Annotated in this window: 23 protein-coding genes and 4 tRNA genes; 8 read left to right on the top strand and 19 right to left on the bottom strand. The window is 64.3% G+C overall.

Annotation, left to right across the window (positions count from 1 at the left end; translation table 11 throughout):
• Nucleotides 1–45: 45 nt before the first annotated feature.
• Nucleotides 46–120 (top strand) — tRNA-Val (locus HWX53_RS20750).
• A gap of 96 nt (nt 121–216) precedes the next feature.
• On the opposite strand, the gene HWX53_RS20755 is transcribed toward HWX53_RS20750, so the two are convergent.
• The 3 genes from HWX53_RS20755 to HWX53_RS20765 all read right to left on the bottom strand — a co-directional run bounded on the left by HWX53_RS20755 (nt 217) and on the right by HWX53_RS20765 (nt 2,856).
• A complete protein-coding gene (locus HWX53_RS20755; protein ID WP_175944416.1) occupies nt 217–690 on the bottom strand; it encodes a DUF2214 family protein in 474 nt (157 codons plus the stop codon).
• 53 nt (nt 691–743) lie between these two features.
• The gene (locus HWX53_RS20760) at nt 744–1,541 is read right to left on the bottom strand and encodes a hypothetical protein (protein WP_175944418.1); all 798 of its coding nucleotides are present in this window, start codon (nt 1,539–1,541) and stop codon (nt 744–746) included.
• Between the two features lie 253 nt (nt 1,542–1,794).
• Complete coding sequence (locus tag HWX53_RS20765; protein ID WP_175944420.1) at nt 1,795–2,856, bottom strand: glycosyltransferase family 4 protein; 1,062 nt, start codon at nt 2,854–2,856, stop codon at nt 1,795–1,797.
• Nucleotides 2,857–3,659: 803 nt separating this feature from the next.
• Between HWX53_RS20765 and HWX53_RS20770 the strand changes: the two genes are divergently transcribed.
• The gene (locus tag HWX53_RS20770) at nt 3,660–5,540 is read left to right on the top strand and encodes an ABC transporter ATP-binding protein (protein ID WP_244140226.1); all 1,881 of its coding nucleotides are present in this window, start codon (nt 3,660–3,662) and stop codon (nt 5,538–5,540) included.
• 59 nt (nt 5,541–5,599) lie between these two features.
• On the opposite strand, the gene otsA is transcribed toward HWX53_RS20770, so the two are convergent.
• Both otsA and otsB read right to left on the bottom strand, forming a co-directional pair.
• Nucleotides 5,600–6,982, bottom strand: coding sequence for an alpha,alpha-trehalose-phosphate synthase (UDP-forming) (gene otsA, locus HWX53_RS20775; protein ID WP_175944424.1), 1,383 nt, complete (start codon nt 6,980–6,982; stop codon nt 5,600–5,602).
• Nucleotides 6,979–7,731, bottom strand: coding sequence for a trehalose-phosphatase (gene otsB, locus HWX53_RS20780; protein ID WP_175944426.1), 753 nt, complete (start codon nt 7,729–7,731; stop codon nt 6,979–6,981). The genes otsA and otsB overlap by 4 nt, the downstream gene beginning before the upstream one ends.
• A 287-nt stretch (nt 7,732–8,018) precedes the next feature.
• On the opposite strand from otsB, the gene HWX53_RS20785 reads away from it, so the two are divergent.
• A complete protein-coding gene (locus HWX53_RS20785) occupies nt 8,019–8,651 on the top strand; it encodes an SCO family protein (protein WP_175944428.1) in 633 nt (210 codons plus the stop codon).
• A gap of 1 nt (nt 8,652) precedes the next feature.
• The gene (locus HWX53_RS20790; protein ID WP_175944430.1) at nt 8,653–9,516 is read left to right on the top strand and encodes a cytochrome c oxidase assembly protein; all 864 of its coding nucleotides are present in this window, start codon (nt 8,653–8,655) and stop codon (nt 9,514–9,516) included.
• Nucleotides 9,517–9,522: 6 nt separating this feature from the next.
• Here the strand turns inward: HWX53_RS20790 and HWX53_RS20795 are convergent, their stop codons facing one another.
• From HWX53_RS20795 to uvrC, 6 genes are all read right to left on the bottom strand, one after another.
• On the bottom strand, nt 9,523–10,017 hold the full coding sequence (locus tag HWX53_RS20795) for a GNAT family N-acetyltransferase (RefSeq protein WP_175944433.1): 495 nt from the start codon (nt 10,015–10,017) through the stop codon (nt 9,523–9,525).
• Between the two features lie 115 nt (nt 10,018–10,132).
• Nucleotides 10,133–10,206: transfer RNA gene (locus HWX53_RS20800), tRNA-Cys, on the bottom strand.
• A gap of 80 nt (nt 10,207–10,286) precedes the next feature.
• Nucleotides 10,287–10,362 (bottom strand) — tRNA-Gly (locus tag HWX53_RS20805).
• 91 nt (nt 10,363–10,453) lie between these two features.
• Nucleotides 10,454–10,529 (bottom strand) — tRNA-Gly (locus HWX53_RS20810).
• A 156-nt stretch (nt 10,530–10,685) separates the two neighbouring features.
• The gene (gene pgsA, locus HWX53_RS20815; RefSeq protein ID WP_175944435.1) at nt 10,686–11,282 is read right to left on the bottom strand and encodes a CDP-diacylglycerol--glycerol-3-phosphate 3-phosphatidyltransferase; all 597 of its coding nucleotides are present in this window, start codon (nt 11,280–11,282) and stop codon (nt 10,686–10,688) included.
• 116 nt (nt 11,283–11,398) lie between these two features.
• Nucleotides 11,399–13,567, bottom strand: coding sequence for an excinuclease ABC subunit UvrC (gene uvrC, locus HWX53_RS20820; RefSeq protein WP_175944437.1), 2,169 nt, complete (start codon nt 13,565–13,567; stop codon nt 11,399–11,401).
• 121 nt (nt 13,568–13,688) lie between these two features.
• On the opposite strand from uvrC, the gene earP reads away from it, so the two are divergent.
• The 4 genes from earP to HWX53_RS20840 all read left to right on the top strand — a co-directional run bounded on the left by earP (nt 13,689) and on the right by HWX53_RS20840 (nt 17,859).
• Nucleotides 13,689–14,855, top strand: coding sequence for an elongation factor P maturation arginine rhamnosyltransferase EarP (earP, locus tag HWX53_RS20825; RefSeq protein WP_175944439.1), 1,167 nt, complete (start codon nt 13,689–13,691; stop codon nt 14,853–14,855).
• A 239-nt stretch (nt 14,856–15,094) separates the two neighbouring features.
• Complete coding sequence (gene efp / locus HWX53_RS20830; RefSeq protein ID WP_175944441.1) at nt 15,095–15,652, top strand: elongation factor P; 558 nt, start codon at nt 15,095–15,097, stop codon at nt 15,650–15,652.
• A 296-nt stretch (nt 15,653–15,948) separates the two neighbouring features.
• Nucleotides 15,949–16,281 (top strand): BON domain-containing protein, encoded by a 333-nt coding sequence (locus HWX53_RS20835; RefSeq protein WP_175944443.1) that lies wholly within the window; start codon nt 15,949–15,951, stop codon nt 16,279–16,281.
• A gap of 186 nt (nt 16,282–16,467) precedes the next feature.
• Nucleotides 16,468–17,859 (top strand): sigma-54 dependent transcriptional regulator, encoded by a 1,392-nt coding sequence (locus tag HWX53_RS20840; RefSeq protein ID WP_175944445.1) that lies wholly within the window; start codon nt 16,468–16,470, stop codon nt 17,857–17,859.
• A 73-nt stretch (nt 17,860–17,932) separates the two neighbouring features.
• Here the strand turns inward: HWX53_RS20840 and nagZ are convergent, their stop codons facing one another.
• From nagZ to lepA, 8 genes are all read right to left on the bottom strand, one after another.
• A complete protein-coding gene (nagZ, locus tag HWX53_RS20845; RefSeq protein WP_175944447.1) occupies nt 17,933–18,961 on the bottom strand; it encodes a beta-N-acetylhexosaminidase in 1,029 nt (342 codons plus the stop codon).
• 50 nt (nt 18,962–19,011) lie between these two features.
• Nucleotides 19,012–19,425 (bottom strand): holo-ACP synthase, encoded by a 414-nt coding sequence (gene acpS, locus HWX53_RS20850; RefSeq protein ID WP_175944449.1) that lies wholly within the window; start codon nt 19,423–19,425, stop codon nt 19,012–19,014.
• Between the two features lie 8 nt (nt 19,426–19,433).
• Nucleotides 19,434–20,207: a pyridoxine 5'-phosphate synthase gene (gene pdxJ / locus HWX53_RS20855; protein ID WP_175944451.1), complete on the bottom strand. Its 774-nt coding sequence runs from the start codon at nt 20,205–20,207 to the stop codon at nt 19,434–19,436.
• A complete protein-coding gene (gene recO / locus HWX53_RS20860; protein WP_175944453.1) occupies nt 20,204–21,076 on the bottom strand; it encodes a DNA repair protein RecO in 873 nt (290 codons plus the stop codon). Before recO ends, pdxJ begins: the two co-directional genes overlap by 4 nt.
• A 16-nt stretch (nt 21,077–21,092) precedes the next feature.
• Entirely contained in the window at nt 21,093–21,992 is a 900-nt protein-coding gene (gene era / locus HWX53_RS20865; protein WP_175944455.1) for a GTPase Era, read from the bottom strand.
• A 73-nt stretch (nt 21,993–22,065) separates the two neighbouring features.
• Complete coding sequence (gene rnc / locus HWX53_RS20870) at nt 22,066–23,160, bottom strand: ribonuclease III (protein WP_175944457.1); 1,095 nt, start codon at nt 23,158–23,160, stop codon at nt 22,066–22,068.
• A 139-nt stretch (nt 23,161–23,299) separates the two neighbouring features.
• Nucleotides 23,300–24,193 carry a signal peptidase I gene (gene lepB / locus HWX53_RS20875; protein WP_175944459.1) on the bottom strand — a complete coding sequence of 298 codons (894 nt, stop codon included), beginning with the start codon at nt 24,191–24,193 and terminating at the stop codon, nt 23,300–23,302.
• A 57-nt stretch (nt 24,194–24,250) separates the two neighbouring features.
• A complete protein-coding gene (gene lepA / locus HWX53_RS20880; protein ID WP_175944461.1) occupies nt 24,251–26,041 on the bottom strand; it encodes a translation elongation factor 4 in 1,791 nt (596 codons plus the stop codon).
• Nucleotides 26,042–26,133 lie beyond the last annotated feature (92 nt).

The raw sequence follows: 26,133 nt of genomic DNA on the forward strand, positions 1-26,133 counted from the left end.
TCGCTTTACGAGACGAGATAGTCCTGACATAATCTCAATCTCTTCGGGTGGTTAGCTCAGCGGTAGAGCACTGCCTTCACACGGCAGGGGTCACTGGTTCGATCCCAGTACTACCCACCAGAATTCTGGTGCTGGTAACGCCAAGACACCGAAGATCAAAAGGCCCAAGTCTAGCGACTTGGGCCTTTTTCATTTCCCGCGCGCAAACCCGGCACTTCACCTCGCCCAAACGCCCCGCGCCATCCCAGTCGCCGCAATCACCATCACGATGACGAGCGCCGCCTCGAGATCGCTCATCCACGCGAAGCGCCGCGCGCCCGTCAAGTCGATCGCCCCGCCCTGCGCCAGCGCCGCACGCCAGCGGATCAGCGCGAGCATCGGCGAGACTTCGATCAGCAGAATGACCACGAGCGCGGTCATCTTCAAGTGAAAAAGCGGCTCGTGCAGATAGTACGCACCGCCCTTCTCGAAGCTGCCGAACGCGCGCGTCAGGCCGGTGACGATCAGCACGACAGCCGCGATGCCCCACACCCCGTCCGACCGGAACACGTCACGCAGACGCAATGCGTTCGCTTGCACCGATTCCGACGCGTCCAGCCGGCGCAATGCGCGCGCACGCGCGAGCACCGAACCGAGCGCGAAGCCGAAGGCGAGGAGATGAAGCGCGGCGAGCAACCAACGTATCAGCATCCTTTCCTCCCTCGATCGACAAGAAAGACCGGTACGGCTCCGTCCGACGCAGCTTAGACCTGGCTCAGCGTGGCGTCGAGCGCGCGTGCGGCGCTGCGGTCGCTCTCGGTGGAAAGCGACGCGCGAAAAACCGTCGTGCGATTGTGACCGGCTGCGGCGGGCGAATCCCACAGCAGTTCCACTTTCGGACGCCGCAAAAACCAGCTTCGCCGCGCGATGCCGTTCGATGCCACAGGCACCGCGGCCGGCTGCGCCGATGCCGCCAGGACCGGCCATTTCACCGACAGTTCTCGTGCGTCGTACTGGCCGAGCTTGCGGCTTTCGGCCCAGACCATCGCCGTGCGCGTGACGGGATCGAGCGAAATGGCATAGCGGCCGATAGCGAAGCGCCGCGCCGCGATGTTCGTGCGCCACAGCGCGCGCGGCCGGCAGATCCACATCACCACCGCATAGAGCGCCGGCGCGACCGCCAGCCAGCCGTTGGTTTCAGCGAGCGTGTGCACGAAGCGCCGCCAGCCCGACGTCCAGACAAACGCGCCGACCGAGAATATCGCGAAGCCGAACGTCAGCAGCGCGAGCAGCCTCAGCGCTTGCCGAAGCCACTGCGGCAACGGGTGCAGCGGACGCTCCATGCGCGGCTTCGCGCCCGGCAGCACGATCAGAAGGAAGATCAAGACGAGATTAAGGCAGGCCCATGGCGACGAAGTCATCGCGCGCACCGAGGACAGATAGCCCATCTGCGACATCGAGAGCGCCCATCGTGCCGCGAGGATCACGCCGATGGCCCGCAGCGCGAACAACGTCCCTGCGCCCGGTGCCTGGCTCGCGCTGGTTTGCTTGGTTCTCGCCAAAGGGTGCGCTCCTGTCCACAAACGTTGCCTGCCGCCGCTGTCCGTGCGAGCGGGCGGCCACTGCGCCTTGCGCAGCGCAAAGCTCGGACATTATAGGGAGATTACGGAGGGCGTCATCGGTTTCGCTTCGCGCATGCGGCGCAGCGCTCGAATTACGTCTGGACTGTGCCATTACGACAACGCCCCGCGCACCTTTCGGCGGGCGGGGCGTTCTCCGAGCCGCATCGCTGCGGCCACGGACAGTTCGCAGCTATCAGGCGTTCACTTCGCGCAGAACGGTGCGGCGCTTCTGGCGCAGCAGTTCCTCGTAGTTCTGCACGTAGCGCGCCGCCATCACCTTCGACGAGAAGCGCGTCTCGAACGTCTCGCGAACCTTCGCGCGCGACAGCGAGTCGAGGCGCTTCACCGCAGCGATCGCGGAGAGTTCGTCTTCCACGACGAAGCCCGACACACCGTTCTCGATCACTTCCGGCACCGAGCCGCGATTGAACGCGATCACCGGCGTGCCGCAGGCCATCGCCTCGATCATCACGAGGCCGAAGGGCTCCGGCCAGTCGATCGGGAACAGCAGCGCATGCGCGTTGCCGAGGAATTCGGTCTTCTCGGCCTCGCTAATCTCGCCGATGTACTCGACGTGCGGCAACGCGAAGAGCGGCTTGATCTCTTCTTCGTAATAAGCGCGGTCGGCCTTGTCCAGCTTCGCCGCGATCTTGATCTTCATGCCCGCGGCCTGCGCGATGCGGATAGCGCGGTCCACGCGCTTCTCCGGCGAGATGCGGCCGAGGAACGCCAGATAGCCGGGCTTCACGTTCGGAATCGGCTTCAGCAGGTTTTCCGGCAGGCCGTGGTACACCGTCGAAAGCCAGTTGGCTTGCGGCAGCGGCTGGCGCTGGTTGTCCGAAATCGACACCACCGGCACGTCCTTGAACGTATTGAAGATCGGCTGCAGTTCCGGCAGATCGAGACGGCCGTGCATCGTCGTCAGGAACGGCACCGGCTGGCGCGCGAACAGCGAGAACGGGTAATAGTCGATATGGAAGTGCAGCACGTCGAACTCGTCGGCGCGGCGGCGGACTTCTTCGAGCAGCAGCATGTGCGGCGCCATCGTGTCGCGGATGGTCGGGTCGAGGCGCAGCGCTTGCGGCCAGAAGGCTTCGAGCTTCGCGGACGTCTGCGAATCACCGCTCGCGAAGAGCGTGACGTCGTGTCCAGCCTCGACAAGAGCCTCGGTCAGATAAGACACCACGCGTTCCGTGCCGCCGTAGAGCTTCGGCGGAACAGCCTCGTGGAGGGGCGCGATTTGAGCGATTCGCATGATCGTGAAACTCCTAATAAAAGGTCAGGCAAGGTACTGCTGTCATGTTTGACATCGGGAGCGAATCGCTCGGCTCGGGCGAGAGCTTTTCGCGGCGCGTCGGCCTCGGCAGCGGCTGGTGCTCGAGTGAAAAAGCGGGTCGCTGATCACCGGCTCCACGCGGGCGTTGCCACAAGCAACTTCGGAGCCATATCTCAAAAACCGCCGCGCCCAGCAATAAACGCGCTCGGGCTCGGGCGGTTGACGACTTCCTACAGAAAGCTGTCAAAAAGTCTAAGTGAAAACCCGGAGCGCATTATGGAGCCTTTTACATCGGCGACAGGGAGTCATTTCAACTTATCTACCTTGTTACACCGGGGAAACATTTAACAAACCCCTGTTTATTAAGGTTGTTCTACATTGGAGCACGTGCCGCGGCGATGCACGGGCGGCCACTCGCTCGCTGTCGTCGCGAGACACATTGAACGGGATGCTGGCGCATCCCATGCTTATATCGACGCTGCCGCGCGAGAAGCTCCCGGACAGGAGCACGCGCGGCGGCCCGCCAGCCGCCGCTTCATCGCAAAAATGCGCGCGATATGCTTACAATGCGCGCCCAAGCCGAAAAGACGTGCTCGCGGATACGACGCGAAGCGCACAGTCGATGTACGGACGGCAACATCCGCCGTGCATCATTTGCCTGAACGACGTTCGCACGCCCGGTTACTGGCTACAATTCAGCGATGGAGACGGCGCCGCGCCGCCTCGGTTTCGATGTCAATCGCGCCGGCCACGCCGACGCATCGGACAGGCAGTGCATCCGCATGGCATCGCCCGAAGGCGCAACACACGCTCAACCGCTTTACGACCCAAAAAGACCATTGGACCAACTCACCGTCTCCCAGCGTAACGCGCACAACGCCAAGCTCGCGAGCTATGCGCACCGCCCGCTCGCGTTCCTGATGCGCTACATCCGCCGGCATCCGATCGCCCATGCCATCGTGCTCGCGAGCGTGTTCGCGGCCGTCGGGTGCGCGCTGGCGTCGCAATACGCGATCAAGCATCTGATCGACGTGCTCGGTCAAGGGCGCGGCCACCCGGGCCCGCTCTGGGGCGCGTTCATGATCCTGGTCGGCCTGATCGCCGCCGACAACCTGCTGTGGCGGGTCGGCGGCTGGGTCGGCGCGCACGTGTTCGTGATCGTCACGGGCGATCTGCGCAAGGACCTGTTCTCGTACCTCTCCGGCCATTCGCCGACGTACTTCTCCGAGAAGCAGCCCGGCATGTTGGCGAGCCGCATTACCGCGACCTCGAACGCCATCTACACCTCCGAAAACGTGATGGCGTGGAACGTCCTGCCGCCGTGCATCGCGGTGCTGGGCGCGATCGTGATGATCGTCGCGGTCAATCCGTTGATGGCGGCGGGCCTCATGGCCGCCTCCATCATTCTCGCGCTCGTGCTCTACCGGCTCGCGAAGCGCGGCTCGGCGCGGCATCACAGCTTTGCGTCGAAGGCGGCGTCGGTGGATGGCGAGCTCGTCGACGTAATCGGCAACATGGCGCTCGTGCGCGCGTTCGGCATGACGTTTCGCGAGCAAAAACGCTTCGGCTCGACGGTGAAGGCCGAAATGGTCGCGCGCCAGCAAAGCCTGCTGTACCTCGAGAAGCTGCGCCTCTTCCACGCGGTCGTCACCGCGATTCTTTCCGCTGGCTTGCTCGGCTGGGCGCTGTGGCTGTGGTCGCAAGGCCGCGCGACCTCGGGCGATATCGTGCTCGTCAGCTCGCTCGGCTTCACCATCCTGCACGGCACGCGCGATCTCGCCGTCGCCCTCGTCGATGTGACGCAGCACGTCGCGCGTCTCGCCGAAGCCGTGCAGACGCTGCTGGAGCCGCACGGCATGCCGGACCGGTCGGACGCGACGGAGCTCGTGCCGCAAGGCGGACGCGTCGACTTCGAAGGTGTGACGTTCGCGTATCCGCGCCGCCGGCCGATTCTCGACAACTTCCATCTGCATATCGAGCCGGGCCAGCGTGTCGGCCTGATCGGCAAGTCGGGCGCGGGCAAGTCCACGGTGCTCGCGCTTCTGCAACGCTTCTACGAGACGCAGAAAGGCAGCATCAAAATCGACGGTCAGGACATCGCCACGATCACGCAGGACAGCTTGCGTCACGCCATCGCGCTCGTGCCGCAGGACATCTCGCTGTTCCATCGCACGGTGTTCGAGAACATCGCGTACGGGCGTCCGGATGCGAGCCGCGAGGAAGTGCTCGCCGCGGCCCGCGAGGCGCGCTGCACGGATTTCATCGAGGCGATGCCGGAAGGTTTCGATACGATCGTCGGCGATCGCGGCGTGAAGCTGTCGGGCGGCCAGCGCCAGCGCATTGCGATCGCGCGAGCCATTCTGAAGAACGCGCCGATCCTGCTGCTCGACGAAGCCACGTCCGCGCTCGACAGCGCCTCGGAAGAAGCGATTCAGCAGGCGCTCGACCGGCTGATGATCGGCCGCACGGTCATCGCCATCGCGCACCGGCTCTCGACGCTGCAGAACTTCGACCGGATCATCGTGATGAGCGCGGGCCGCGTGATCGACGACGGCTCGCCGCAAGAACTGCGCGAGCGGCCGGGGCTGTATCGCGAGTTGCTCGCCAAGCAACATGGCAAGCTGCCTTCCATCGTCGCGACGCCGCACAAGCAGCCGGCCTGACAAGCAAGTGACGAATAAGCCGCGTTTTCTGACAAGGAAACGCGGTTTTTTTTTTGCGTCTATCGCGCTTTCAGATCCCGCAGGAAGTTGTCGCGCCACACCGATACATTGTTGTCGCGCAAGAGCGCATACATCTCCTGATGCCGGGTCCGGCGCTCGTCGAGCGGCATCGCGAGCGCGGTGGCGAGCGCATCCGCCATGCCGTCGATGTCGAGCGGATTCACGATCAGCGCCGCCGTCAGTTCGCGCGCCGCGCCCGCGAACTGCGAGAGCACGAGCACGCCGGGATCGTCCGGATTCTGCGCGGACACGTATTCCTTCGCGACGAGGTTCATGCCGTCACGCAGCGGCGTCACGAGGCCGACATGCGCCTCGCGAAAGAGCGCGGCGAGCACGGGCCGCTCGTACTGGCGATGGATATAGCGGATCGGCGTCCAGTCCAGCTCCGCATAGCGCCCGTTGATGCGCCCCGATTCGGCTTCGAGCTGTTGGCGGATGTCGCGGTAAGCGTCGACGTCCGTGCGCGTCGGCGGCGCGATCTGGAGCAACGACACGTTGTTGCGCTGCTGCGGATCGTGCTCGAACAGACGCTCGAACGCGCGAAACCGCTCGACGAGGCCCTTCGAGTAATCCAGCCGGTCGACGCTCATCACCAGCTTGCGCTGATGCAGCGTCTCCTTGACGATCTGCACGTCGCGCCCGCCTTCGCCGTCCTTCGCGAGCGCGCGCACTTCGTCCGGGTACACGCCGATGGGATACGCCGCCGCCTTCAGCGTCTGGCCGAACGCGCGAATCTCGACAGGCTTGTCAGCGTGCCGCGTGAGCGCCCCGCCCGCCTCGGTTTCGATGTAATCGCAGAACGCGCGCACGTCCGGCTCAGTCTGAAAGCCCAGCAGATCGAACGCGCAGAGCGCCTCGACCAGTTCGCGGTGACGCGGCACGCTTAACAGAATCTGCGACGCGGGAAACGGAATGTGCAGAAAGAAGCCGATGCGATTCTCGACGCCCAGCGCGCGCAATGCCTGCGCGAACGGAATCAGGTGATAGTCGTGGACCCAGATGACGTCGTCGGGCCGCAGCAGCGGCGCGAGCCGCGCGGCGAGCCAGTGATTCACGCGGCAGTAGCCGTCGTACTCATGGCGATCGAACTCGATCAGGTCCGGGCGATAGTGGAACGCAGGCCACAGCGTCGCGTTCGAAAAGCCGCGGTAATACTGGTCGTAGTCGCGCCGCACGAGCCCGATGGTCGCGAACGTCACCGGTCCGTGCTCCTCCAGCGTGATGCCGTCGGGCGGCGTGGAGAGCACTTCGCCGCTCCAGCCGAACCACACGCCGCCGGTCTCCTTGAGCGCGTCGTAGACGCCGACCGCCAGCCCGCCCGCTGCCGGACCGCCCTCGGAGATCGGCGCGACCCGGTTCGAAACGATGATCAGACGGCTCACGCGTGCTTCCCCGCCGTTCCCGCGATCACTTGCAGCCAGTCGAGCAGCAGTTCCACCGATTCGATGCGCGAGCGCGCCACCGTCTCGCCCGGACCGACTTTGATGGACAGACCATCGAACTCGTTGACGACCGCAAAGCCTTTCTCGTCGGTCAGGTCGTCGCCGATGAACACAGGCTTACGACCCGTGAACGGCGGCTCGGCCATGAAGGCGCGCAACGCGCGGCCCTTGTCCACGTCCTTCGGCTTGATCTCGTACACCATCTTGCCGGGCTGGAGCACGTAGGCATCGGCGTACTCGTTCACGAGCCGCTCGGTCGCCGCGCGCGCGGCCGGCTCGCGGTCGGGCGCGTTACGGTAGTGCAGCGCGAGCGCCGCGCCCTTGATCTCCAGCAGCATGCCGGGATTGGCTTTGACCACGCCTTCGAGCACATGCTCCATGCGAAGAAGCCGCTCGTCGTTGAAGCCGATGCGCTGGACATCGCCGTTGGCGTCGCGCCGCTCCGCGCCGTGCATGCCCGCGACGGGCAAGTCCGGCATCTGCAAGAACGAGTCGATATTGTCGATACCCCGCCCGGACACGACCGCGACCGCGTTGTTGGTCGCGCGTCTTAACGCAGCGAGAATGTCGGGCACCGATCGCGGCACGAAAATGCCGTCCGGCGTGGAGGCGAGCTCGACGAGCGTGCCGTCGAAATCGAAGAAGAATGCGGTCTCGGCGAGAGACAGGGAATCGGGAAGAATTTGCATCGGTCGTTGGCCTGTGGTTTCCCTTTGACGGCGCGCGGCGCGCGAAGTGTTGCGCATCTTACGTGCGCCAGCTTTCGGTCTGGAAAGCCGCGTGACTGACGGACGCATTCGGCGAGCCTTCCGTTCATCTTCGACGGAGCTTTCGGCACGCCGGGATTGTGCGGCAAATCGTCTCAAAAATGGTCCGCAACGTAGATGATGCGCCACCTCGGTCCGCAAAGGCGTGTATTTTGCGACAGATGTTCCTGCCGTCAAAGCCCGCCGCCTATCGCGGCCCGATCCTCCCGATGCACACTTCGTTCCCCGCTTCGCCTCTAACGCTGGCCGCGCGCTGGCGCCGGTTTGCCGCTCCGCTTGCTTTTCTCGCGCTCGCCGCATGCTCGCGGCCCGGCGAGCCGTGGCATCTGACGGACGTGTCAGGACACTTGCCCGACCTGAACTTCTCGCTCACCGACGACAGCGGCGCGCCCGTGACCGGACGCTCGTTCGAGGGCCACACGACGCTCGTGTACTTCGGCTACACGCATTGCCCGGATGTCTGTCCCGAAACGATGGCGCGGCTGATGCAGGTTTTACAGCGCGTCGGACCGGACGCGGACAACGCACGCATCTTGTTCGTCTCCGTCGATCCCGCGCGCGACACGCCGCCGCTTTTGCGCGCGTACGTCCGCGCGTTCGACGAAAAGCATGCCGTCGGGCTGACCGGCAGCGACCGCGCCATCGAAGCGGTCGCGCAGCGGTATCGCATCGCGTATCAGATGGAAAAACGCGATCCGCGCGGCGCCTACGAGGTCTCGCACAGCTCAGGCGTCTATATCTTCGATCGCGAAGGCCACGCGCGCCTGCTTGCGACCGACCGCGATTCCATCGACGCCATCGCGGCCGATCTGCGCCGCATCATCCATTCGAAGGACGCGTGACATGGACACGCTCCTCTATTGGCTCGACCCGTGGGAACCGTCGCCGACGGTCGTGATCGCCGTGCTCGCCGCCGCGGTGCTGTTCGCGCGCGGCGCGCGGCATGCGCGAGTGTCCGTCTCGCGGCACATTGCGTTCTGGCTGGGCCTGGGCGCGCTGTACGTGGCGCTGCACACGCGGCTCGATTACTTTTTCGAGCACGAGTTCTTCATGCATCGGCTGCAACATCTGGTGCTGCATCACCTCGGGCCGTTCTTGATCGCGCTGTCGTATCCCGGTGCGGCGCTGCGCGCCGGGGTGCCGTTCGCCTGGCGGCAACGCTGGCTGCGCCCGCTCACCGAGACGCGAGCGGCGCGCATGTTCTTCGATATCGTGTTCAATCCGGCCGTCGCCGTGCTGCTGTTCGTCGGGCTGATCTACTTCTGGCTGCTCTCGCCGATCCACTTCAAGGCGATGCTCGATGCCCGGCTCTATCGCGTGATGAACTGGAGCATGGTGATCGACGGGCTGCTGTTCTGGTGGCTCGTGCTGGACCCGCGGCCCGCGCCGCCCGCGCGGCTCGCGCCGGGACGACGCATTCTCGTGGTGATCGCCGCGATTCCGCCGCAGATCATTCTCGGCGCGTTCATCTTCTTCACGCCGCACGAGCTGTATCCGATCTATTCGATCTGCGGCCGCGCGTTCACCTGGATCACGCCGATGCGCGATCAGCAGATCGGCGGTCTGTTGCTGTGGATTCCCGGCTCGATGATGAGCGTGATCGGCGCGTTGATCGCGCTGCGCCACTGGCTGCGGCTGTCGGCGCGCTCGCGGCTGCGTCAGGAGCGCGCGACGCCGGTCAAGCCGGTGCGCGCGACCGCGTCATGAGCCGAATCATGAGCCGAAGCCGGGACGGCGCATCCAGACGTGCGGGATGCCGTCTTCGTCATGCACGCCCGACGACGGCACGAAGCCGAATGCGCCGTAGAACCGTTGCAAGTGCGCCTGGGCGTGCAGGCTGATGGGCTCATCCGGCCATTGTTCGAGGATGTGTTTCAGCGCGCGTTCCAGCATGGCGTTGCCGAGCTTCATGCCGCGAAAGCCGGCGGTCGTCAGCACGCGGCCGATGCGCACGTCTTTCTCGCTGGCGTCCGGATTGCCCGGCAACAGCACGCGCAGGTAGCCCGCCAAGCGCGGACGCTTGTCCCCTTCCCCGTACGCGAGAAGATGCCACGCGTTCGTATCGAGCCCGTCGATGTCGCCATACACGCAATTCTGCTCGACGACGAACACTGCGCTGCGGGCGGCGAGCATGTCGTAGACTTCAGCGGGCGTGAGGTCGTCGAAGGGCTTCCAGCGCCATTGAATGTCGGAGAGTCGGTCGGTCATGGGAATAGATATCGGATCGCACGGGCGTTCTGCGATTATGCCGCGCGGCCGGTTGCGTCGGTGCCGAATGAAGCGCGGATAAAGAAAAAGCCCTGACGGGTCAGGGCTTTTCAAGTGGAGGCGCGAACCGGAGTCGAACCGGTCTAAACGGCTTTGCAGGCCGCTGCATAACCGCTTTGCTATCGCGCCGAAAGCGGTGTGGTGCGCGCCGGTCGAACGACGCCGGCTGACTCACCAAACAAAAAGGGAAGCGTTGCTTCCCCTTTGACTGGAGCGGGAGACGAGTCTCGAACTCGCGACCTCAACCTTGGCAAGGTTGCGCTCTACCAACTGAGCTACTCCCGCGTAAAACCTGCGCTGCTTTACTGCTATCTACTGCTTGCTGTTTCCGATGCCGCTTCGCTCACGCGCTGCTTGCACCGAAAACTTCGAAACCTGGAGCGGGAGACGAGTCTCGAACTCGCGACCTCAACCTTGGCAAGGTTGCGCTCTACCAACTGAGCTACTCCCGCATTCACTTCTTGCTTGACCGCTTCGCTTATTCGCTTGCTGCTTTGCGTCGCGCATCAGAGAAACGAGATTATGTAGAAGGAAAAGCCGCCTGTCAACTGTCTCTCGTGCGGTTTATTCGCATTCGACGCAATTTTTTGCACTGCGCCGACACCGGCTCACAACATGCCGCCGCGCTCCCGAATCTGCGGCCACGCGAGCTTCATGTAGTACAGCATCGACCAGACGGTGAGGAAAGCCGCGACGTCGATGAGCCACAAGCCCCACACGCGCGTGTCCATGACCCACTGCGTGCCCGCGATACGCAGCGGACCGTAGAACAGCAGCATCGGAATGGCGACCATCTGGCAGACGGTCTTGAACTTGCCGAGCGAATTCACCGCCACGCTCTTCGATGCGCCGATCTGCGCCATCCATTCGCGCAGCGCCGAAATGGTGATCTCCCGGCCGACGATCACGAGCGCGATCACCGCGTTCAGACGTGAAAGCTGCACGAGCACGAGGAGCGCGGCCGTCACCATCAGCTTGTCGGCGACCGGATCGAGGAACGCGCCGAAGGCGGAGGTTTGATCGAGTTTGCGCGCGAGAAAGCCGTCGAACCAATCGGTGAGCGCGGCGAGCACGAAGATGATCATCGCGAGCAGATTGCGATGCTCCGGGCTCAACATCATGTCCGGCAGATAGAACACGCCCACGACGAGCGGAATCAGCACGATTCGCAACCACGTCAGAAAGATCGGTAAGTTGAACGGCATGGGCGATCAGCGAGTGAAGGACATGTAAGGGAGCCGCCATTGTGCCGTGTCGCTCTGCCGCTCACAAGGCGCGCCCCGCGCGGCGCGGCTCGCAGCGGGCCGCGCGGCGGGGCCTGTCAATGCAACTGCCGGTAAATCTGCTGCGCGAGCGCAAGCGAAATGCCTTCGACGCTCGCCAGGTCTTCGACGCTCGCCGCCTGCACGCCGCGCAATCCGCCGAAGCGCGACAGCAGCCGCTGACGCCGTTTCGCGCCGACGCCTTCGAGTTCCTCCAGACGCGACGTCTGGCGCGCCTTCGCGCGCTTCGCCCGCATGCCGGTGATCGCGAAGCGGTGCGCTTCGTCGCGAATCTGCGCGACGAGCATCAGCGCGGCGCTTTCCTTGCCTAGTTCGAGCGCCGGCCGCCCGTCCGCGAAGATCAACGTCTCCAGGCCGACCTTGCGCCCTTCGCCCTTCGCCACGCCGACGAGCATGCCGTGATCCAGCCCGAGTTCCGAGAACACCTGCCGCGCGATCTCGACCTGCCCCTTGCCGCCATCGATCAGCACGATGTTCGGCAGCGTGCCGCCTGCCGCGACCGCGGGCGCCGCATCGGGCGTGACGTTCGGATCGGCGGCGTTTTCGGGTTGCAGGGCCGCCGCTTCCTCATTCGCGTTGGCGGCCGCCTGCGCGACCATCTTCTCGTAGCGGCGCGTGAGCACCTGGCGCATCGCGGCGTAGTCGTCGCCGGGCGTGATGCCGTTGATGTTGTAGCGACGGTATTCGCCCGTCTGCATCTTGTGATGGTGATACACGACGCACGACGCCTGCGTCGCCTCGCCCATCGTATGGCTGATGTCGAAACATTCGATTCGCATCAGCGCGAGATCGTCCATCTCTAGCCCGAGCGTTTCCGCCAGCGAGCGCGTGCGCGCTTGCTGCGAGCCTTGCTCCGACAAGAGACGCGCGAGGGCGAGCTTCGCGTTCTGCTCGGCCATCGAAAGCCATACCCGCTTTTGGCCTTGCGGCTGACGCAGCAGCGCGACCTTGTGCCCGGCCTGTTCGATGAGCAGATCGACGAGTTCGCGGCTTGGCGCATGTGTCACGATCAGCACCGGCGGCACGCGATTGCCGATGTAGTGCTGCGCCATGAAGGCTTCGAGCACTTCGGATTCGAGGGAGCCTTCGCGGGGTTCGGGGGTGGCTTTTGTGTCTGCGCTGGCATCGGGTGGCGCTTCGGCTTCGATCTCCGATTCGGCGTTGGCGTTGGCTGTGGCGTTGGCTTCGGCGTTCAACTCAGACTTCGCCTTTGCCTCCACGCTTGAGGACAAGTCCACATCCGCGTCAACCTCTCCCTCGACCGCGATTTCCCCCGGCTCGCCATCCTCGATGTCGTCCTCGTCGCCGCCGAGCGCCACCGCGCTCTCCACATGCGCCGGGAAATACGCCTTGTCGCCCAGATGCCGCCCGCCGCGCACCATCGCGAGATTCACGCACACCTTGCCGCCCAGCGCGACGACCGCGAGGATATCCACGTCGCTGTCGCTGCCGACTTCGATCGCCTGCTGATGCAGCACGGTCGAGAGCGAGCTCATCTGGTTACGCACGGCCGCTGCCTGCTCGAACTTGAGATCGGCGGCGAACGCGTGCATCTTCTGCTCCAGTTCCTTCATCACCTCGCCCTGCCGCCCGAGCAGAAAGCGCGACGCGTTGGCGACGTCGCGGGCGTAGTCCTCCTCGGTGATAAGGCCGGTGCATGGCGCGGTGCATCGCCCGATCTGATGCAGCAGACACGGACGCGTGCGGTTGCTGAACACCGAGTCCTCGCACGTGCGCAACTGAAACACGCGCTGCAGAATCTGGATGCTCTCGCGCACGGCCCACGCGCTCGGAAACGGCCCGAAATACTGGTTCTTCTTGTCCACCGCGCCGCGGTAGTACGCCATGCGCGGAAACTGATGCCCGGTCAGCTTGAGAAACGGATACGACTTGTCGTCGCGAAACAGGATGTTGTAGCGCGGCGCGAGCGCCTTGATCAGATTGTTTTCGAGCAGCAGCGCTTCAGCTTCCGAGCGCGTCACCGTCGTCTCGATCTTGCGGATGCGCGTGACCATCATCGCGATGCGCGGCGAATGCAGCGTCTTCGTGAAGTAGCTCGACACGCGCTTCTTCAGATTGCGCGCCTTGCCGACGTAGAGCACGTTGCCGTCGCCGTCGTAATAGCGGTACACGCCCGGCAGATGCGGCAGTTGCGCGAGCGTCTTCTTCGGGTCGAAATGGGATTCGGGGGCGTCGGTCTGAGTCATGCAGCGAATATCGCGACGAAGCGCGAAGGGACAAGGGCGGCGGCAAGCCGTGGGGCGGACGGTATCTTAGAATCGCCAGTTTAGATCATTACGGCGCGGTCCCGCCGGCCGCCCTCTCGCCATGTCTACCGCCTCCACGACATCTCCCTCCGCGGAACTCGCCTGCGACATCTTCTGCGCGGTCGTCGATAACTTCGGCGATATCGGCGTGTGCTGGCGGCTCGCGCGTCAACTGCGCGCGGAACATGGCTGGCGCGTGCGGCTTTTCGTCGATGATCTCGCGGTTTTTCACGCGCTCTGCCCCGCCGTCGATGCGTCGCTCGCGCGGCAGGAGGCTGAGGGCGTCGTCATCGAGCACTGGCGCGAGCCCGCGCACGCTGGCGACACCATCGAAATCGCGGATGTCGTCGTCGAAGCCTTCGCGTGCGAACTGCCGCACGCGTACATCGCGGCGATGGCGCGGCGCGAGCGCAAGCCCGTGTGGATCAACCTCGAATATCTGAGCGGCGAGGACTGGGTCGCGGACTTCCATCTGCGGCCCTCGCCGCATCCGCGCTATCCGCTCGACAAGACGTTCTTCTTTCCCGGCCTCGGCGCGGGCACGGGCGGCGTGTTGAAGGAGCGCGATCTCGACACCGCGCGCACGCGCTTCGATGCAGCGGCTTGGTGGCGAGAACGCGTGGGCATCGCGCGTCCGGACGACGGCTCGACGGTCGTTTCCCTCTTCGCGTACGAGAACCCCGCCGTCGATGCGCTGCTCGCGCAATGGCGCGACGGCGCGGCGCCTATCGTTCTCCTTGTGCCCGAGGGCCGCATCTCCGGCGCGGTCGCGCGTTTCTTCGGCCTGCCGAAATTCGCGGCGGGCACATCGGCGCGGGCGGGCGCGCTTCAGGCGCACGCGCTCGGATTCGTCGAGCAACCGCGTTTCGACGACCTGCTGTGGGCGTCCGATATCAACTTCGTGCGCGGCGAAGACTCGTTCGTGCGCGCGCAGTGGGCGCGAAAGCCTTTCGTCTGGCACATCTATCCGCAGGCCGACGACGCGCATCTGCCGAAGCTCGACGCCGCGCTCGCGCACATCACGCGTGGCCTGTCGCCAGCGGCGGAACAGTCGATCAGCCGCTTCTGGCACGCATGGAATGGCGCGGGCACGCCGGACTGGGCGGACTTCTGGCGGCATCGGGGCGAATTCGAGTCGCGGGCTTCTGCCTGGGCGGATGAACTGGCGAGCGTCGGCGATTTGGCCGGCAATCTGGTCTCGCATGTGACTGCCCGCATGGCGCCGTGACAACGGCGAACGCGCCGTCGTCCGTATCGCATGAAACCGCGCGCGGTGCCGGCCCGGCTCGCCAAATAAGCAAAAACTCAGTTAAAATAAGCGGTTATCCGATGAGCAAGCCGCTTTCTGTCGCGCGAATCTGTCGCGGCCCATGACGAAAACGTTCTGACAGCGCCGCGAGTCCGATCAGCCACTATCAACATTAATTAGCCAAGTCTGGCCATATTCATTCGTAAGGATCCAGTTTTATGAAGACCGCACAAGAACTCCGCGTCGGCAACGTCGTCATGATCGGCAACGATGCCATGGTCGTGCAGCGCGCCGAATACAACAAGTCCGGCCGTAACGCAGCGGTCGTGAAAATGAAGTTCAAGAACCTGCTGACGAACGCGGGCATGGAAACCGTCTACAAGGCGGACGACAAGTTCGACGTCGTCGTGCTCGACCGCAAGGAAGTGACGTACTCGTACTTCGCCGACCCGATGTACGTGTTCATGGACGCCGACTACAACCAGTACGAAGTCGAAGCCGAAATGATGGGCGACGCGCTCAACTACCTCGAAGACGGCATGGCGTGCGAAGTCGTGTTCTACAACGAGAAGGCGATCTCGGTCGAACTGCCGACCACGCTGGTTCGCGAAATCGTGTACACGGAACCGGCCGTCAAGGGCGATACGTCGTCGGGCAAGGTGCTGAAGACCGCCAAGCTCCACACCGGCTTCGAACTGCAAGTGCCGCTCTTCTGCAACATCGGCGACAAGATCGAAATCGACACGCGCACGAACGAGTACCGCAGCCGCGCGTAAGACGTAACGATTACGCCCTTGCGCGGCACGCGGGCGGCGGTTCCGAAACCGCCTCCCGCCGCTGTCACAAAAAAGCGCCCCATCGCGGGCGCTTTTTCTTTTGCATGAAGTTTTTGACAATTTCAGGCAAACTTTACCGGTCATTGTTGCAATGTCGTGGTGTGGCGCGTTCCGAACGACTGTCCTTCGCTCCCCTTTTCCCAGAGAAATCAGGCGCTGGGGTGGACGGCAGTTCGTCAATAATCGCTTGGCACAGTTCCTGCTCAGTTCGGCTGATACGGACTAAACAACACGACATGCGCAACTCGCCGTCTCTCTGTGGCCGACTGCTGATCGTCGCGACGCTCGCCTTGCCCGCCTTCTTCCTGGCGGCATGCGCGTCGGCACCGACCACGGAGTCCGCCGGAGATCACGCGTCGGATGCCTCGGTGACCGCGCGCGTGAAAACGGCGCTCTTGGCCGACCCCGGATTGAAGTCGCTCGCGGTAAGCGTGTCGACGTATCGCGGCGTCGTGGTGCTGTCCGGAAACGTGAACTCGGAGGAACAGATTCGGAAGGCCGTCGCAGTAACTCGCAGCGTGTCGGGGGTGCAATCCGTCAACAACGATCTGCACGTGAAGCCGCAATGACGCAATAGCCCCATCCACTCGCAGGACAAAAAGAAAAACCGCAGCGGGATGCTACGCCGATCCGATGTTCGACCGTGACGAGACGCCGCAGCCCGCCCACGAGCGCCCGAGTTTCAAGCGCCGCCCTCGCCTGGCGACGCATGCGGCAACGGCAATTACAGTCCATTTTGATACGTTGTGTCTGCCATGCCACACGCTCTGATTGTCGAAGACGATCCCAATAGCCTTTCCGGCCTGTCCGCGATTTTGTCCGCCGACGGCTTCTCGGTCGACACCGCGACGACGCTCGCCGAAGCCCGTTCCGCATTGACGCGCTTCATTCCCGACGTCGTGCTGATCGACCTTAACCTGCCCGACGGCAGCGGCCTCGACCTCCTGCCGAGCCTGCCCTCGCAGCCGCCCGACGGCGCGCTCCCCGTTATCGTGATGACGGGCAATGCGACGGTCGAAAGCGCGATCGAAGGTCTGCGCCACGGTATTTGGGATTACTTGCTGAAGCCCGTCAACATTCCGCGTCTGCGCAGCCTGCTGGCGCGCATTCCGCGTCCTTACGAACTGACGGAAGAAGTGCAGGCGCTGCGCTCGACGCTGCGCGAACTCGGCCATTTCGGCGACATGCTCGGACGCAGCGTGCCGATGCAGCACGTCTACGATCAGATCGAGCACACCGCGCCCACGGAAGCCGCCGTGCTGATCAGCGGCGAGCCGGGCACCGGCAAGAAGCTCGCGGCGCACACCATCCATCAGCTGAGCCGCCGTCGCAAGGGGCCGTTCATCAGCTTCGATTGCTCGACGATTCGCGAAGAAGGCGCGCACCGCTCGATGGACAGCGTTCTTTTCGGCCACGAGCGCAACGCGTTCGCCGGCGCGGAAAACCGCGAGCCGGGCCTGCTCGAACAAGCGGGCGGCGGCACGCTGTTTCTCGATCAAATCGACTCCCTGCCCGCGGCCCAGCAGGAAGCGCTCTTGCGCGCGCTGGACTCGCAGACGTTCATGCGCGTCGGCGGCAGCAATCGCATCATGACGGACTTCCGCCTGATCGCCGCATTGCGCGCGCCGGCCCGCGATGCCGTGTCGAGCGGCGCCTTGCGCGAAGACCTGTTCCAGCGCCTGTCGGCGTCGTCGATCGTGCTGCCGCCGCTGCGCGAACGCGACGACGACATCGCGCTCATGGCCGAGCAGTTCGTCGACGAATTGAACCGCGAAAATCACATCGCCGGCATCACGAGCGGGTCGCCCAAGCGCATCAGCCCGGCTTTCCTGCGCGAATGCCTCGCGAACGAATGGCCGGGCAACGTGCGCGAAATGCGCGAGCGCGTGCGCCGCGCGTATCACGCGTCGGGCGAGACGATCGAGACGTTGCGCGTCGACGAGCCGGGCGGAATCGGCGGGCGCGGGCTCAATGGCAGCAGCGTACAGGTGACGGTGGGCACGGCGCTCGCCGATGTCGAGGACATGCTGATTCGCGCGACGCTCGAAGCGGTCGGCGGCACGCGGCATCGGGCGGCAACGCTGCTCGGCATCAGTCCCAAGACGCTCTACAACAAGCTCCAGCGCATGAAGCTGGAATCGTCGTAAAGCGGCGCGAGTCGTCAAATGAAAACGCCACGGCAAGCAACTGCCGTGGCGTTTTGTCATTCGGATGAGCCGTTCAGCCGAGCGCCGTTTTCACGAACTGGCGCGCGGCCTGATACTCGGGCTGGCTTTGCAGCTTGCTCCAGCGCAGCGCCTTGCCGCGCGGACGCATCTGCTTGATGCGCTGCTGCGACGCTTTCGTCGGCGTGAAGCGCAACTGCTCCAGCACCTTGCCCGCCTCTTCCGGCTGATTGCAGATGAGCACCATGTCGCAACCCGCCGTGAGCGCGGCCGTCGCGGCTTCGGTGAGCGTGCCGCCGGCGCGGGCCGCTTCCATCGAGAGATCGTCGCTGAAGATGGCGCCGTTGAAGCCGAGCTTGCCCCGCAAAATGTCTTGCAGCCAGATGCGCGAGAAACCGGCCGGCTTGTCGTCGACCTTTGTGTAGATGACGTGCGCCGGAATCACCGACGCGAGCGACAACCCGAGCCAGTCGTACGGACGCACGTCCGCAGCGAGAATCTCGTCGAGCGGGCGGTCATCCGTCGGCAACGCGACGTGTGAGTCCGCCGCCGCGAAGCCGTGCCCCGGAAAATGCTTGCCGCAGTTCGCCATGCCCGCGAGCGCAAGACCGTGATTCAGGCTCTTCGCGAGCATCGTCACCACGCGCGGATCGCTATGCAGCGCGCGGTCGCCGATCACCTGCGATTGTCCGTAGTTCAGATCGAGCACCGGCGTGAAGCTCATGTCGATGCCGCACGCGCGCAGTTCCGACGCGAGCACGTAGCCGAACGCGGTGGCCGCCTTGCTCGCGGCCAGAACATCGCGGTCCCACAACGCGCCGAGCTTGCCCGGCGCGGGCAGCACCGTGAAGCCGTCGGTGCGAAAACGCTGCACGCGCCCGCCTTCGTGATCGACCGCAATCAGAATGTCGTCGCGCACCGCGCGGATGGCGTCGGTGAGTGCGACCAGTTGCGCGCGGTCCTGAAAATGCCGCGCGAAGAGAATGATGCCGCCCGTCATCGGATGCGAAAGGCGCTCGATATCCGCGTCGTTGAGCGTCGTGCCGGCGACGTCGTACATGACGGGGCCGGGAATGCGTTTCATCGGATTCAATTGGCTTCTTGTTGTGATGTGAGTGTGATGATTCGGCGCGATCACGCCTTGTCCGCGGTTTCCGCAATTTCCGCGATGACGAACGTCACCGCGTAGTCGCGCTCGTCGCTGAGCGTCACTTGCGCCGTGATGCCGCGTTGCGCGAGCCATTCGGCCAGTTCGCCCGATGCCACGATCACCGGCTTGCCGCTCGGCTCGTTGAGCGTTTGCAGCGCGCGCCAGGTCATCGGCCAGCGCATGCCGAGGCCGATGGCCTTCGAGAACGCTTCCTTCGCGGAAAAGCGCGTGGCGAGAAACGCGAGGCCGCGCACTTCGGAGCGCGCGCGCCGCGCGTGATAGATGCGCAGCTCGTCGGGGCCGAGCACTTTCTCGGCGAAGCGCCCGTTGGTGCGCTCCATGACGCCCGCGACGCGGCTGACTTGCACGAGGTCCGTGCCGATTCCGTAGATAGCCATGGCTGTGCTCAACGCTTCGTTTGCGCGGCGAGACGCGAAGCGACCATGATCGCTTTCATCTCGCGCACCGCGTTGTCCCAGCCCGCGAAGATCGCGTGCGCGACGATCGCGTGCCCGATGTTCAATTCGACGATGCCATCGAGCGCGGCGATCGGCTGCACGTTGGTGTAATGCAGTCCGTGGCCCGCGTTCACTTTGAGGCCGAGCGAATTGCCGAACTCGACGCTTCTCGCGACGCGCTCGAATTCGCGCTGCTGCTCGGCTTCGTCGTGCGCTTCGGCATAGCGCCCGGTATGCAGTTCGATGACGGGCGCGCCGGCTTCCTTCGCCGCGCGAATCTGCGTCTCGTCGGGATCGATGAAAAGCGACACGCGGCTGCCCGCGCCCGCGAGCTGCGCGCACGCGGCCTTCACGGCTTCGAATTGCCCCGCGACGTCGAGTCCGCCTTCGGTCGTCAATTCCTGGCGCTTTTCCGGCACGAGGCAGACATCGTGCGGCTTGATTTCGCACGCGATATCGAGCATTTCGCGCGTAACGGCGCATTCCAGATTCATGCGCGTTTTCAGGAGCGGACGCAGCGTCCGCACATCCGCATCGACAATATGACGGCGATCCTCGCGCAGATGCAGCGTGATGGCGTCCGCGCCCGCTTCTTCGGCGGCGAGCGCGGCGCGAATCGGGTCGGGATACGACGTGCCGCGTGCGTTGCGCAGCGTGGCGACGTGATCGATGTTCACGCCGAGATCGATCACGCTCGCGGGCGATGAGAGAAAGAAGCTCATAGATTTTGCAGGTCGATCAGAATCTGACGGGTGGCGAGCGGCGCGCCGCCCAGATGGTAGTTGAGCAGAAAGCGCATCAGCGTCTTGCTCTGCGCGCCGGTTTGCGGGCTGCTGTAGTCGTCGCGCTCCATGTCGATGAGCGTCTGGCCCGCGATGACCGGCCATTGCGCGGGAAGGTCGTCGGACGCTTCGCGCACGCCGCGCTCGGGATCGAACGTATAACGGCCTTCGGGCAGTACGGCGGAACGCGCCACGGTGCGCGTGAGCGCCATCGCGTAGCCGGTTTCGCGCAACAGCACGCGTTCGAACGAGCGCAGCACCTGTATGGCGGGTTCGTCGTGCGCGAGCCGCGACAGCGTCAGCACGTAGTGATTGAAGAGCGCGGGATGCGGGTCTTCGCGCGCGCAGAACTTGACCAGCAGTTCGTTGACGTAGAAGCCGCACAGGAGCGCGTCGCCTCGCAGCGGCAGCATGCCGCCGACCCATTCGGCGGTGGTCAGCGTGCGGACTTCGCCTTTGCCGGTCCAGGAAAGGCCGAGCGGCTGGAAGGTTTGCAGCACGCCGCGCAGCGCGGAATGCGGCCGCTTCGCGCCCTTCGCGACGAGCGCAATGCGCCCGTGATCGCGCGAGAACACGTCGATGATGAGACTCGTCTCGCGATACGGATAGCTATGCAGCACGAAGCCCGGCTGCTCGCTGACGCGAAAGTCGGAGCGCGGGCGCGGTCGTTGGGGGTTCGTGCTGGCGGCAGCGGTGGACGACGATCCCCGCCGCCGCTTCGGCGACGGTCGCTCGCTCGCGCCGACGTCGTCCTCGGGACGATCGTCGGCGGGCGGGGTCATCCACGCGTCGTTCGAGCCGGCGTCCATGAGCGTCGTCCGGGCCTCACTCGTAGCCGTACGCGCGCAGGCCCGCTTCGTTGTCGGCCCAGCCGCTTTTCACCTTGACGAAGGTTTCCAGATACACGGGACCGTCGAAGAGCTTTTCCATGTCGAGCCGCGCCTCGGTGCTGATCTGCTTCAGCTTCGCGCCCTTCTGGCCGATGATCATCGCCTTGTGGCCGTCGCGCTCCACGAGAATGGTCGCGAACACGCGGCGCAGGCGCCCTTCGGTCTCGAACTTGTCGATGAGCACGGTGCTCGTGTACGGCAACTCGTCGCCGGTCCAGCGGAACACTTTCTCGCGCAGAATCTCGGCTGCGAGGAAGCGCTCGCTGCGGTCGGTCAGATCGTCCTCGCCGTAGATCGGCTCGCCTTCCGGCAGATACGGCTTCACGACCGACATGAGCCGCTTGATGTCATCCGGATTCTTCGCCGAGAGCGGCACGATTTCGCGGAAGTCGCGTCGCGCGGACATCTGCTGCATGAACGGAAAGAGCGAATCCTTGTCGCCGACGCGGTCGAGCTTGTTCGCGATCAGAAGCGTCGGCGTGCCGGCCGGAATCAGGTCGAGCACTTTCTCGTCGTCGGGACCGAAGCGGCCCGCTTCGATCACGAACAGGATCGCATCGACCGAAGTCAGCGTGGACGTCACCGCGCGATTCAGCGAGCGGTTGAGCGCGCCGCTGTGGCGGGTCTGAAAGCCCGGCGTGTCGACGAAGATGTACTGCGCGTCCTCGACCGTGTTGATGCCGGTAATGCGATGGCGCGTCGTCTGCGCCTTGCGCGACGTGATGCTCACCTTCTGGCCGACGAGCGCGTTCATGAGCGTCGACTTGCCGACGTTGGGCCGGCCGACGATGGCGACCATGCCGCAGCGGAAACCGGGAGATGTGGGAGCGTTCATAGTGGTGTGCGGCGAAGGTTCGTTGTGCGCGATGTTGCGAGGGCGCGATGGCGCATGTGCGGCTGAAGGCGCGTCAGTGGCCGGCGTCGGCGGCGCGCACGACGCGGCTGGCCGAGGCGTCGTCGCTGGCGGTGCTGCGGGCGTCGTCGGTGGGCGGCGCGTTGTCGGCGCTCGCATCCGGCGTTTGCGCCGCTTCGCTCTTCACCGCCTTCTCCGGGCGATGGATGACGTGCCGCTCGGGCTTCTCGGCGGCTGCGTACGACGCAGCGGACGGCTCGACGTGCGTTGCCCGAATCACGGCAAGCGGCGCGGCGGGCGTCTGCTCGGCGGACGCGCTCGCATCGGCGGAATGGTTGCGCTGACGATCGCGCTCGCGGCGCTCCGGCGAGCGCAAGTCGAGCGCGGCCTGCACGCCGGTCACGCCCGGCACCACTTCCACCTGCGCGAGCTTGGCGGCGCGCGCGCCCTTGCGCTTAGGCTTCACGCCGAGCGTGGGCGCCGCGGCCATGACTTCATCGAGCGCCCTCTTGGCCGCCGCCTGTTCCGCCGCGCGGCGGCTCGCGCCGGAGCCGGACACTTTCACATCGAGCTTCGGCACCGAGCATTCGACTTCGAACTGCTGGTTGTGCGCGGCGCCGTGAGTGGCGACCACGGTGTAAGTCGGCAGCGCGATCTTGTGGCCCTGCAGATATTCCTGAAGCAGCGTCTTCGCGTCCTTGCCGATGGTGCGCGGATCAATGTGATCGAGCACCGGCGTGTAGAGACGCTTGATGACGGCAAACGCGGCGTCGAAGCCGCCGTCGAGAAAGATCGCGCCGAAGATGGCTTCGAGCGTGTCCGCCAGAATCGACGGACGCCGGAAGCCGCCGCTGCGGAGTTCGCCCTCGCCCAGACGCAAGCCTTCCGAGACGTTGAGCGCCTGCGCGATTTCGTAAAGCGATTGCTGTTTGACGAGGTTCGCCCGAACGCGCGAGAGGTCGCCTTCGTCGAGCTTGCTGAATCGTTGGAACAAAAGCGCCGCCACCACGCAATTGAGAACGGAGTCGCCGAGAAATTCGAGCCGTTCGTTGTGCGTGGCGCTGTGACTGCGGTGGGTCATCGCCTGGCGCAGCAATTCCGCATTGCGAAATTCGTACTGCAGCCGGCTTTCCAACGGAGAAGATGGCATGGACAGAGTATAACGCGCCCGCGCGGGCGGCCGATTCCGCCCGGCGAGCCGGGAAAACGCGTGGCGAGACGGTCTTAGCCGCGCTTCTTCACGCCGTTTCGAAGCAGCGCCGACGCGAGCGCGACGGCACCGCGATGGATCACTCGAAGGAGCCGATGCGCTTCAGGTTGCTGAAGTTCATCCAGATGAAGAACGCGCGGCCGACGATGTTGTTGTCCGGCACGAAGCCCCAGTAGCGGCTGTCGGCGCTGTTGTCGCGGTTGTCGCCCATCATGAAGTAATGGCCCGGCGGCACCTTGCAGGTCACGCCTTGCGCGTTGTAGACGCAGTTGTCGCGATACGGAAAGTCGTCCTGGCCGACGACGAACGGCGGCACTTGCGGATTGTTGAGGATGGCGTTCTTGCGGCCGTCGAGATCTTCGATGAATTGCTTCGCGTAACCGATGCGCTCGTCGTCGAAGTAGTCCGGCTGCGGCGTTTCCGGCACCGGCTTGCCGTTGATCGTGAGCTGCTTGTTTTCGTACGCGACGGTATCGCCCGGCAGGCCGATCACGCGCTTGATGTAGTCGACCGATTCGTCTTTCGGATAGCGGAACACGACAACATCGCCGCGCGTGAGCGGCTTGCCTTGCGTCAGCTTCGTGTTGCTGATCGGCAGGCGCAGGCCGTACTCGTATTTGTTCACCAGAATGAAGTCGCCGACAAGCAGCGTCGGCACCATCGACCCGGACGGAATCTTGAACGGCTCGACGATGAACGAGCGCACCACGAACACCGCGAGAATCACAGGGAAGAAGCTCGCCGTATATTCCAGCCACCACGGCTGGCGCAGCGCCTCGTTGCGCAGGCGCGCGCGCGTCTGGTCGGCGTTTTCATCGGCGAAGCGCTCGCCGACGCGTTCCTGCTGGCGGTCGAACTCGGCCACGGCAGCGTCCGCCGAGCGACGGCGCTGCTTCACGAACACCAGTTTGTCCAGCACCCATGCAATACCCGTCACCACGACGAGGATCAAGAGAATCAATGCGAAATTCATCAATCGCTTCCGGTTGTTATCGTCGGTTGTTGTTCTGCGCCCGGCGGCGCGCGAACGTCACTCGTCCACGCGCAGGATGGCGAGGAAAGCCTCTTGCGGAATCTCGACAGAGCCGACCTGCTTCATGCGCTTCTTGCCCGCCTTCTGCTTTTCGAGCAGCTTCTTCTTGCGCGTGATGTCGCCGCCGTAGCACTTGGCGAGCACGTTCTTGCGCAGCGCCTTGATGTTTTCGCGCGCGATGATGTTCGAGCCGATGGTCGCCTGAATCGCCACGTCGTACATCTGGCGCGGGATCAGTTCGCGCATTTTCGACGCGACTTCGCGGCCGCGGCTCTGGCTTTGCGAGCGGTGAACGATGACGGACAAGGCATCGACCTTGTCGCCGTTGATCAGCATGTCCACCTTCACGACATCCGCCGCGCGATATTCCTTGAACTCGTAGTCCATCGACGCATAGCCGCGCGACGTCGACTTCAGGCGGTCGAAGAAGTCGAGCACGATTTCCGCCATCGGGATTTCGTAGGTCAACTGCACCTGACGGCCGTGGTACTGCATGTTGATCTGCTGGCCGCGCTTGTTCGTGCACAGCGTGATGACCGAGCCGACATACTCCTGCGGCATGTACAGGTTCACGGTAACGATCGGCTCGCGCACTTCCTCGATCTTCGACGGCTCCGGCATCTTCGCCGGGTTCTCGACGGAGATGGTGGTGCCGTCGCGCTGGACGACCTCGTAAATCACCGTCGGCGCGGTGGTGATGAGGTCCATGTCGAATTCGCGTTCGAGCCGTTCCTGCACGATCTCCATGTGCAGAAGGCCGAGGAAGCCGCAACGGAAGCCGAAGCCCAGCGCCTGCGACACTTCCGGCTCGAATTGCAGCGACGCGTCGTTGAGCTTCAGCTTTTCGAGCGATTCGCGCAGCGCGTCGTACTGATTTGCTTCGACCGGATACAGCCCCGCGAAAACCTGCGGCTTCACTTCTTTGAAACCCGGCAGCGGCTCGGCCGCCGGACGGTTCGCGACCGTAACCGTGTCGCCGACCTTCGCGGCTGTCAGTTCCTTGATGCCCGCGATCACGAAGCCGACCTGACCCGCCGACAATTGCGACAGGTTCGTCGACTTGGGCGCGAACACGCCGAGATGCTCGACCGGATATTGAGCGCCGGTCGCCATCATCTTGATCTTGTCCTTCGGCTTCAGCGTGCCGTTGAAAATGCGCACGAGCATCACGACGCCGACGTAGTTGTCGAACCACGAGTCGATGATCAGCGCCTGCAGCGGCGCGTCCGGATCGCCCTTCGGCGGCGGCACTTTCGCGATCAGCGATTCGAGCACGTCTTCCACGCCGAGGCCGGTCTTCGCGCTGCAATGCACGGCGTCCGTCGCGTCGATGCCGATCACGTCTTCGATCTCGGCGATCGCGTTTTCCGGATTCGCGGCCGGCAAGTCGATCTTGTTCAGCACCGGCACGACTTCCACGCCCAGTTCGATTGCCGTGTAGCAATTCGCAACGGTCTGCGCCTCGACGCCCTGACTCGCATCGACGACGAGCAGCGCGCCTTCGCAAGCGGAAAGCGAACGGCTGACTTCGTACGAGAAGTCGACGTGTCCTGGCGTATCGATCAGATTGAGGTTGTAGACCTGGCCGTCGCGCGCCTTGTAGGTGAGCGCCGCCGTCTGCGCCTTGATCGTGATGCCGCGCTCGCGTTCCAGGTCCATCGAATCGAGCACCTGCGCTTCCATCTCACGATCGGACAGCCCGCCGCACAACTGGATGATGCGGTCCGCGAGCGTGGACTTGCCGTGATCGATGTGCGCAATGATCGAAAAGTTACGAATATGATTCATTCAGTGCCGATCAAGCGAAAAAGGCGCGCCCTCACACATGCGGAGCACGCCTTGAAAAATTTGGGGGAAAACTTCTGCATTTTAGCCGAAAA

It is taken from the genome of Caballeronia sp. BCC1704 (assembly GCF_902833455.1).
Classification (GTDB): Bacteria; Pseudomonadota; Gammaproteobacteria; order Burkholderiales; family Burkholderiaceae; genus Caballeronia.

Bases quoted from the DNA above. Each gene is read 5' to 3' on its own strand.
- HWX53_RS20770 (WP_244140226.1), top strand. From the start codon at position 3,660: ATGGCATCGCCCGAAGGCGCAACACACGCTCAACCGCTTTACGACCCA.
- pdxJ (WP_175944451.1), bottom strand. From the start codon at position 20,207: ATGAGCTTCTTTCTCTCATCGCCCGCGAGCGTGATCGATCTCGGCGTG.
- HWX53_RS20790 (WP_175944430.1), top strand. From the start codon at position 8,653: ATGGACACGCTCCTCTATTGGCTCGACCCGTGGGAACCGTCGCCGACG.
- rnc (WP_175944457.1), bottom strand. From the start codon at position 23,160: ATGCCATCTTCTCCGTTGGAAAGCCGGCTGCAGTACGAATTTCGCAAT.
- HWX53_RS20835 (WP_175944443.1), top strand. From the start codon at position 15,949: ATGCGCAACTCGCCGTCTCTCTGTGGCCGACTGCTGATCGTCGCGACG.
- HWX53_RS20765 (WP_175944420.1), bottom strand. From the start codon at position 2,856: ATGCGAATCGCTCAAATCGCGCCCCTCCACGAGGCTGTTCCGCCGAAG.
- HWX53_RS20755 (WP_175944416.1), bottom strand. From the start codon at position 690: ATGCTGATACGTTGGTTGCTCGCCGCGCTTCATCTCCTCGCCTTCGGC.
- nagZ (WP_175944447.1), bottom strand. From the start codon at position 18,961: ATGAAACGCATTCCCGGCCCCGTCATGTACGACGTCGCCGGCACGACG.
- pgsA (WP_175944435.1), bottom strand. From the start codon at position 11,282: ATGCCGTTCAACTTACCGATCTTTCTGACGTGGTTGCGAATCGTGCTG.
- efp (WP_175944441.1), top strand. From the start codon at position 15,095: ATGAAGACCGCACAAGAACTCCGCGTCGGCAACGTCGTCATGATCGGC.
- recO (WP_175944453.1), bottom strand. From the start codon at position 21,076: ATGGACGCCGGCTCGAACGACGCGTGGATGACCCCGCCCGCCGACGAT.
- HWX53_RS20785 (WP_175944428.1), top strand. From the start codon at position 8,019: ATGCACACTTCGTTCCCCGCTTCGCCTCTAACGCTGGCCGCGCGCTGG.
- otsB (WP_175944426.1), bottom strand. From the start codon at position 7,731: ATGCAAATTCTTCCCGATTCCCTGTCTCTCGCCGAGACCGCATTCTTC.
- HWX53_RS20795 (WP_175944433.1), bottom strand. From the start codon at position 10,017: ATGACCGACCGACTCTCCGACATTCAATGGCGCTGGAAGCCCTTCGAC.
- HWX53_RS20840 (WP_175944445.1), top strand. From the start codon at position 16,468: ATGCCACACGCTCTGATTGTCGAAGACGATCCCAATAGCCTTTCCGGC.
- lepA (WP_175944461.1), bottom strand. From the start codon at position 26,041: ATGAATCATATTCGTAACTTTTCGATCATTGCGCACATCGATCACGGC.
- era (WP_175944455.1), bottom strand. From the start codon at position 21,992: ATGAACGCTCCCACATCTCCCGGTTTCCGCTGCGGCATGGTCGCCATC.
- uvrC (WP_175944437.1), bottom strand. From the start codon at position 13,567: ATGACTCAGACCGACGCCCCCGAATCCCATTTCGACCCGAAGAAGACG.
- acpS (WP_175944449.1), bottom strand. From the start codon at position 19,425: ATGGCTATCTACGGAATCGGCACGGACCTCGTGCAAGTCAGCCGCGTC.
- lepB (WP_175944459.1), bottom strand. From the start codon at position 24,193: ATGAATTTCGCATTGATTCTCTTGATCCTCGTCGTGGTGACGGGTATT.
- earP (WP_175944439.1), top strand. From the start codon at position 13,689: ATGTCTACCGCCTCCACGACATCTCCCTCCGCGGAACTCGCCTGCGAC.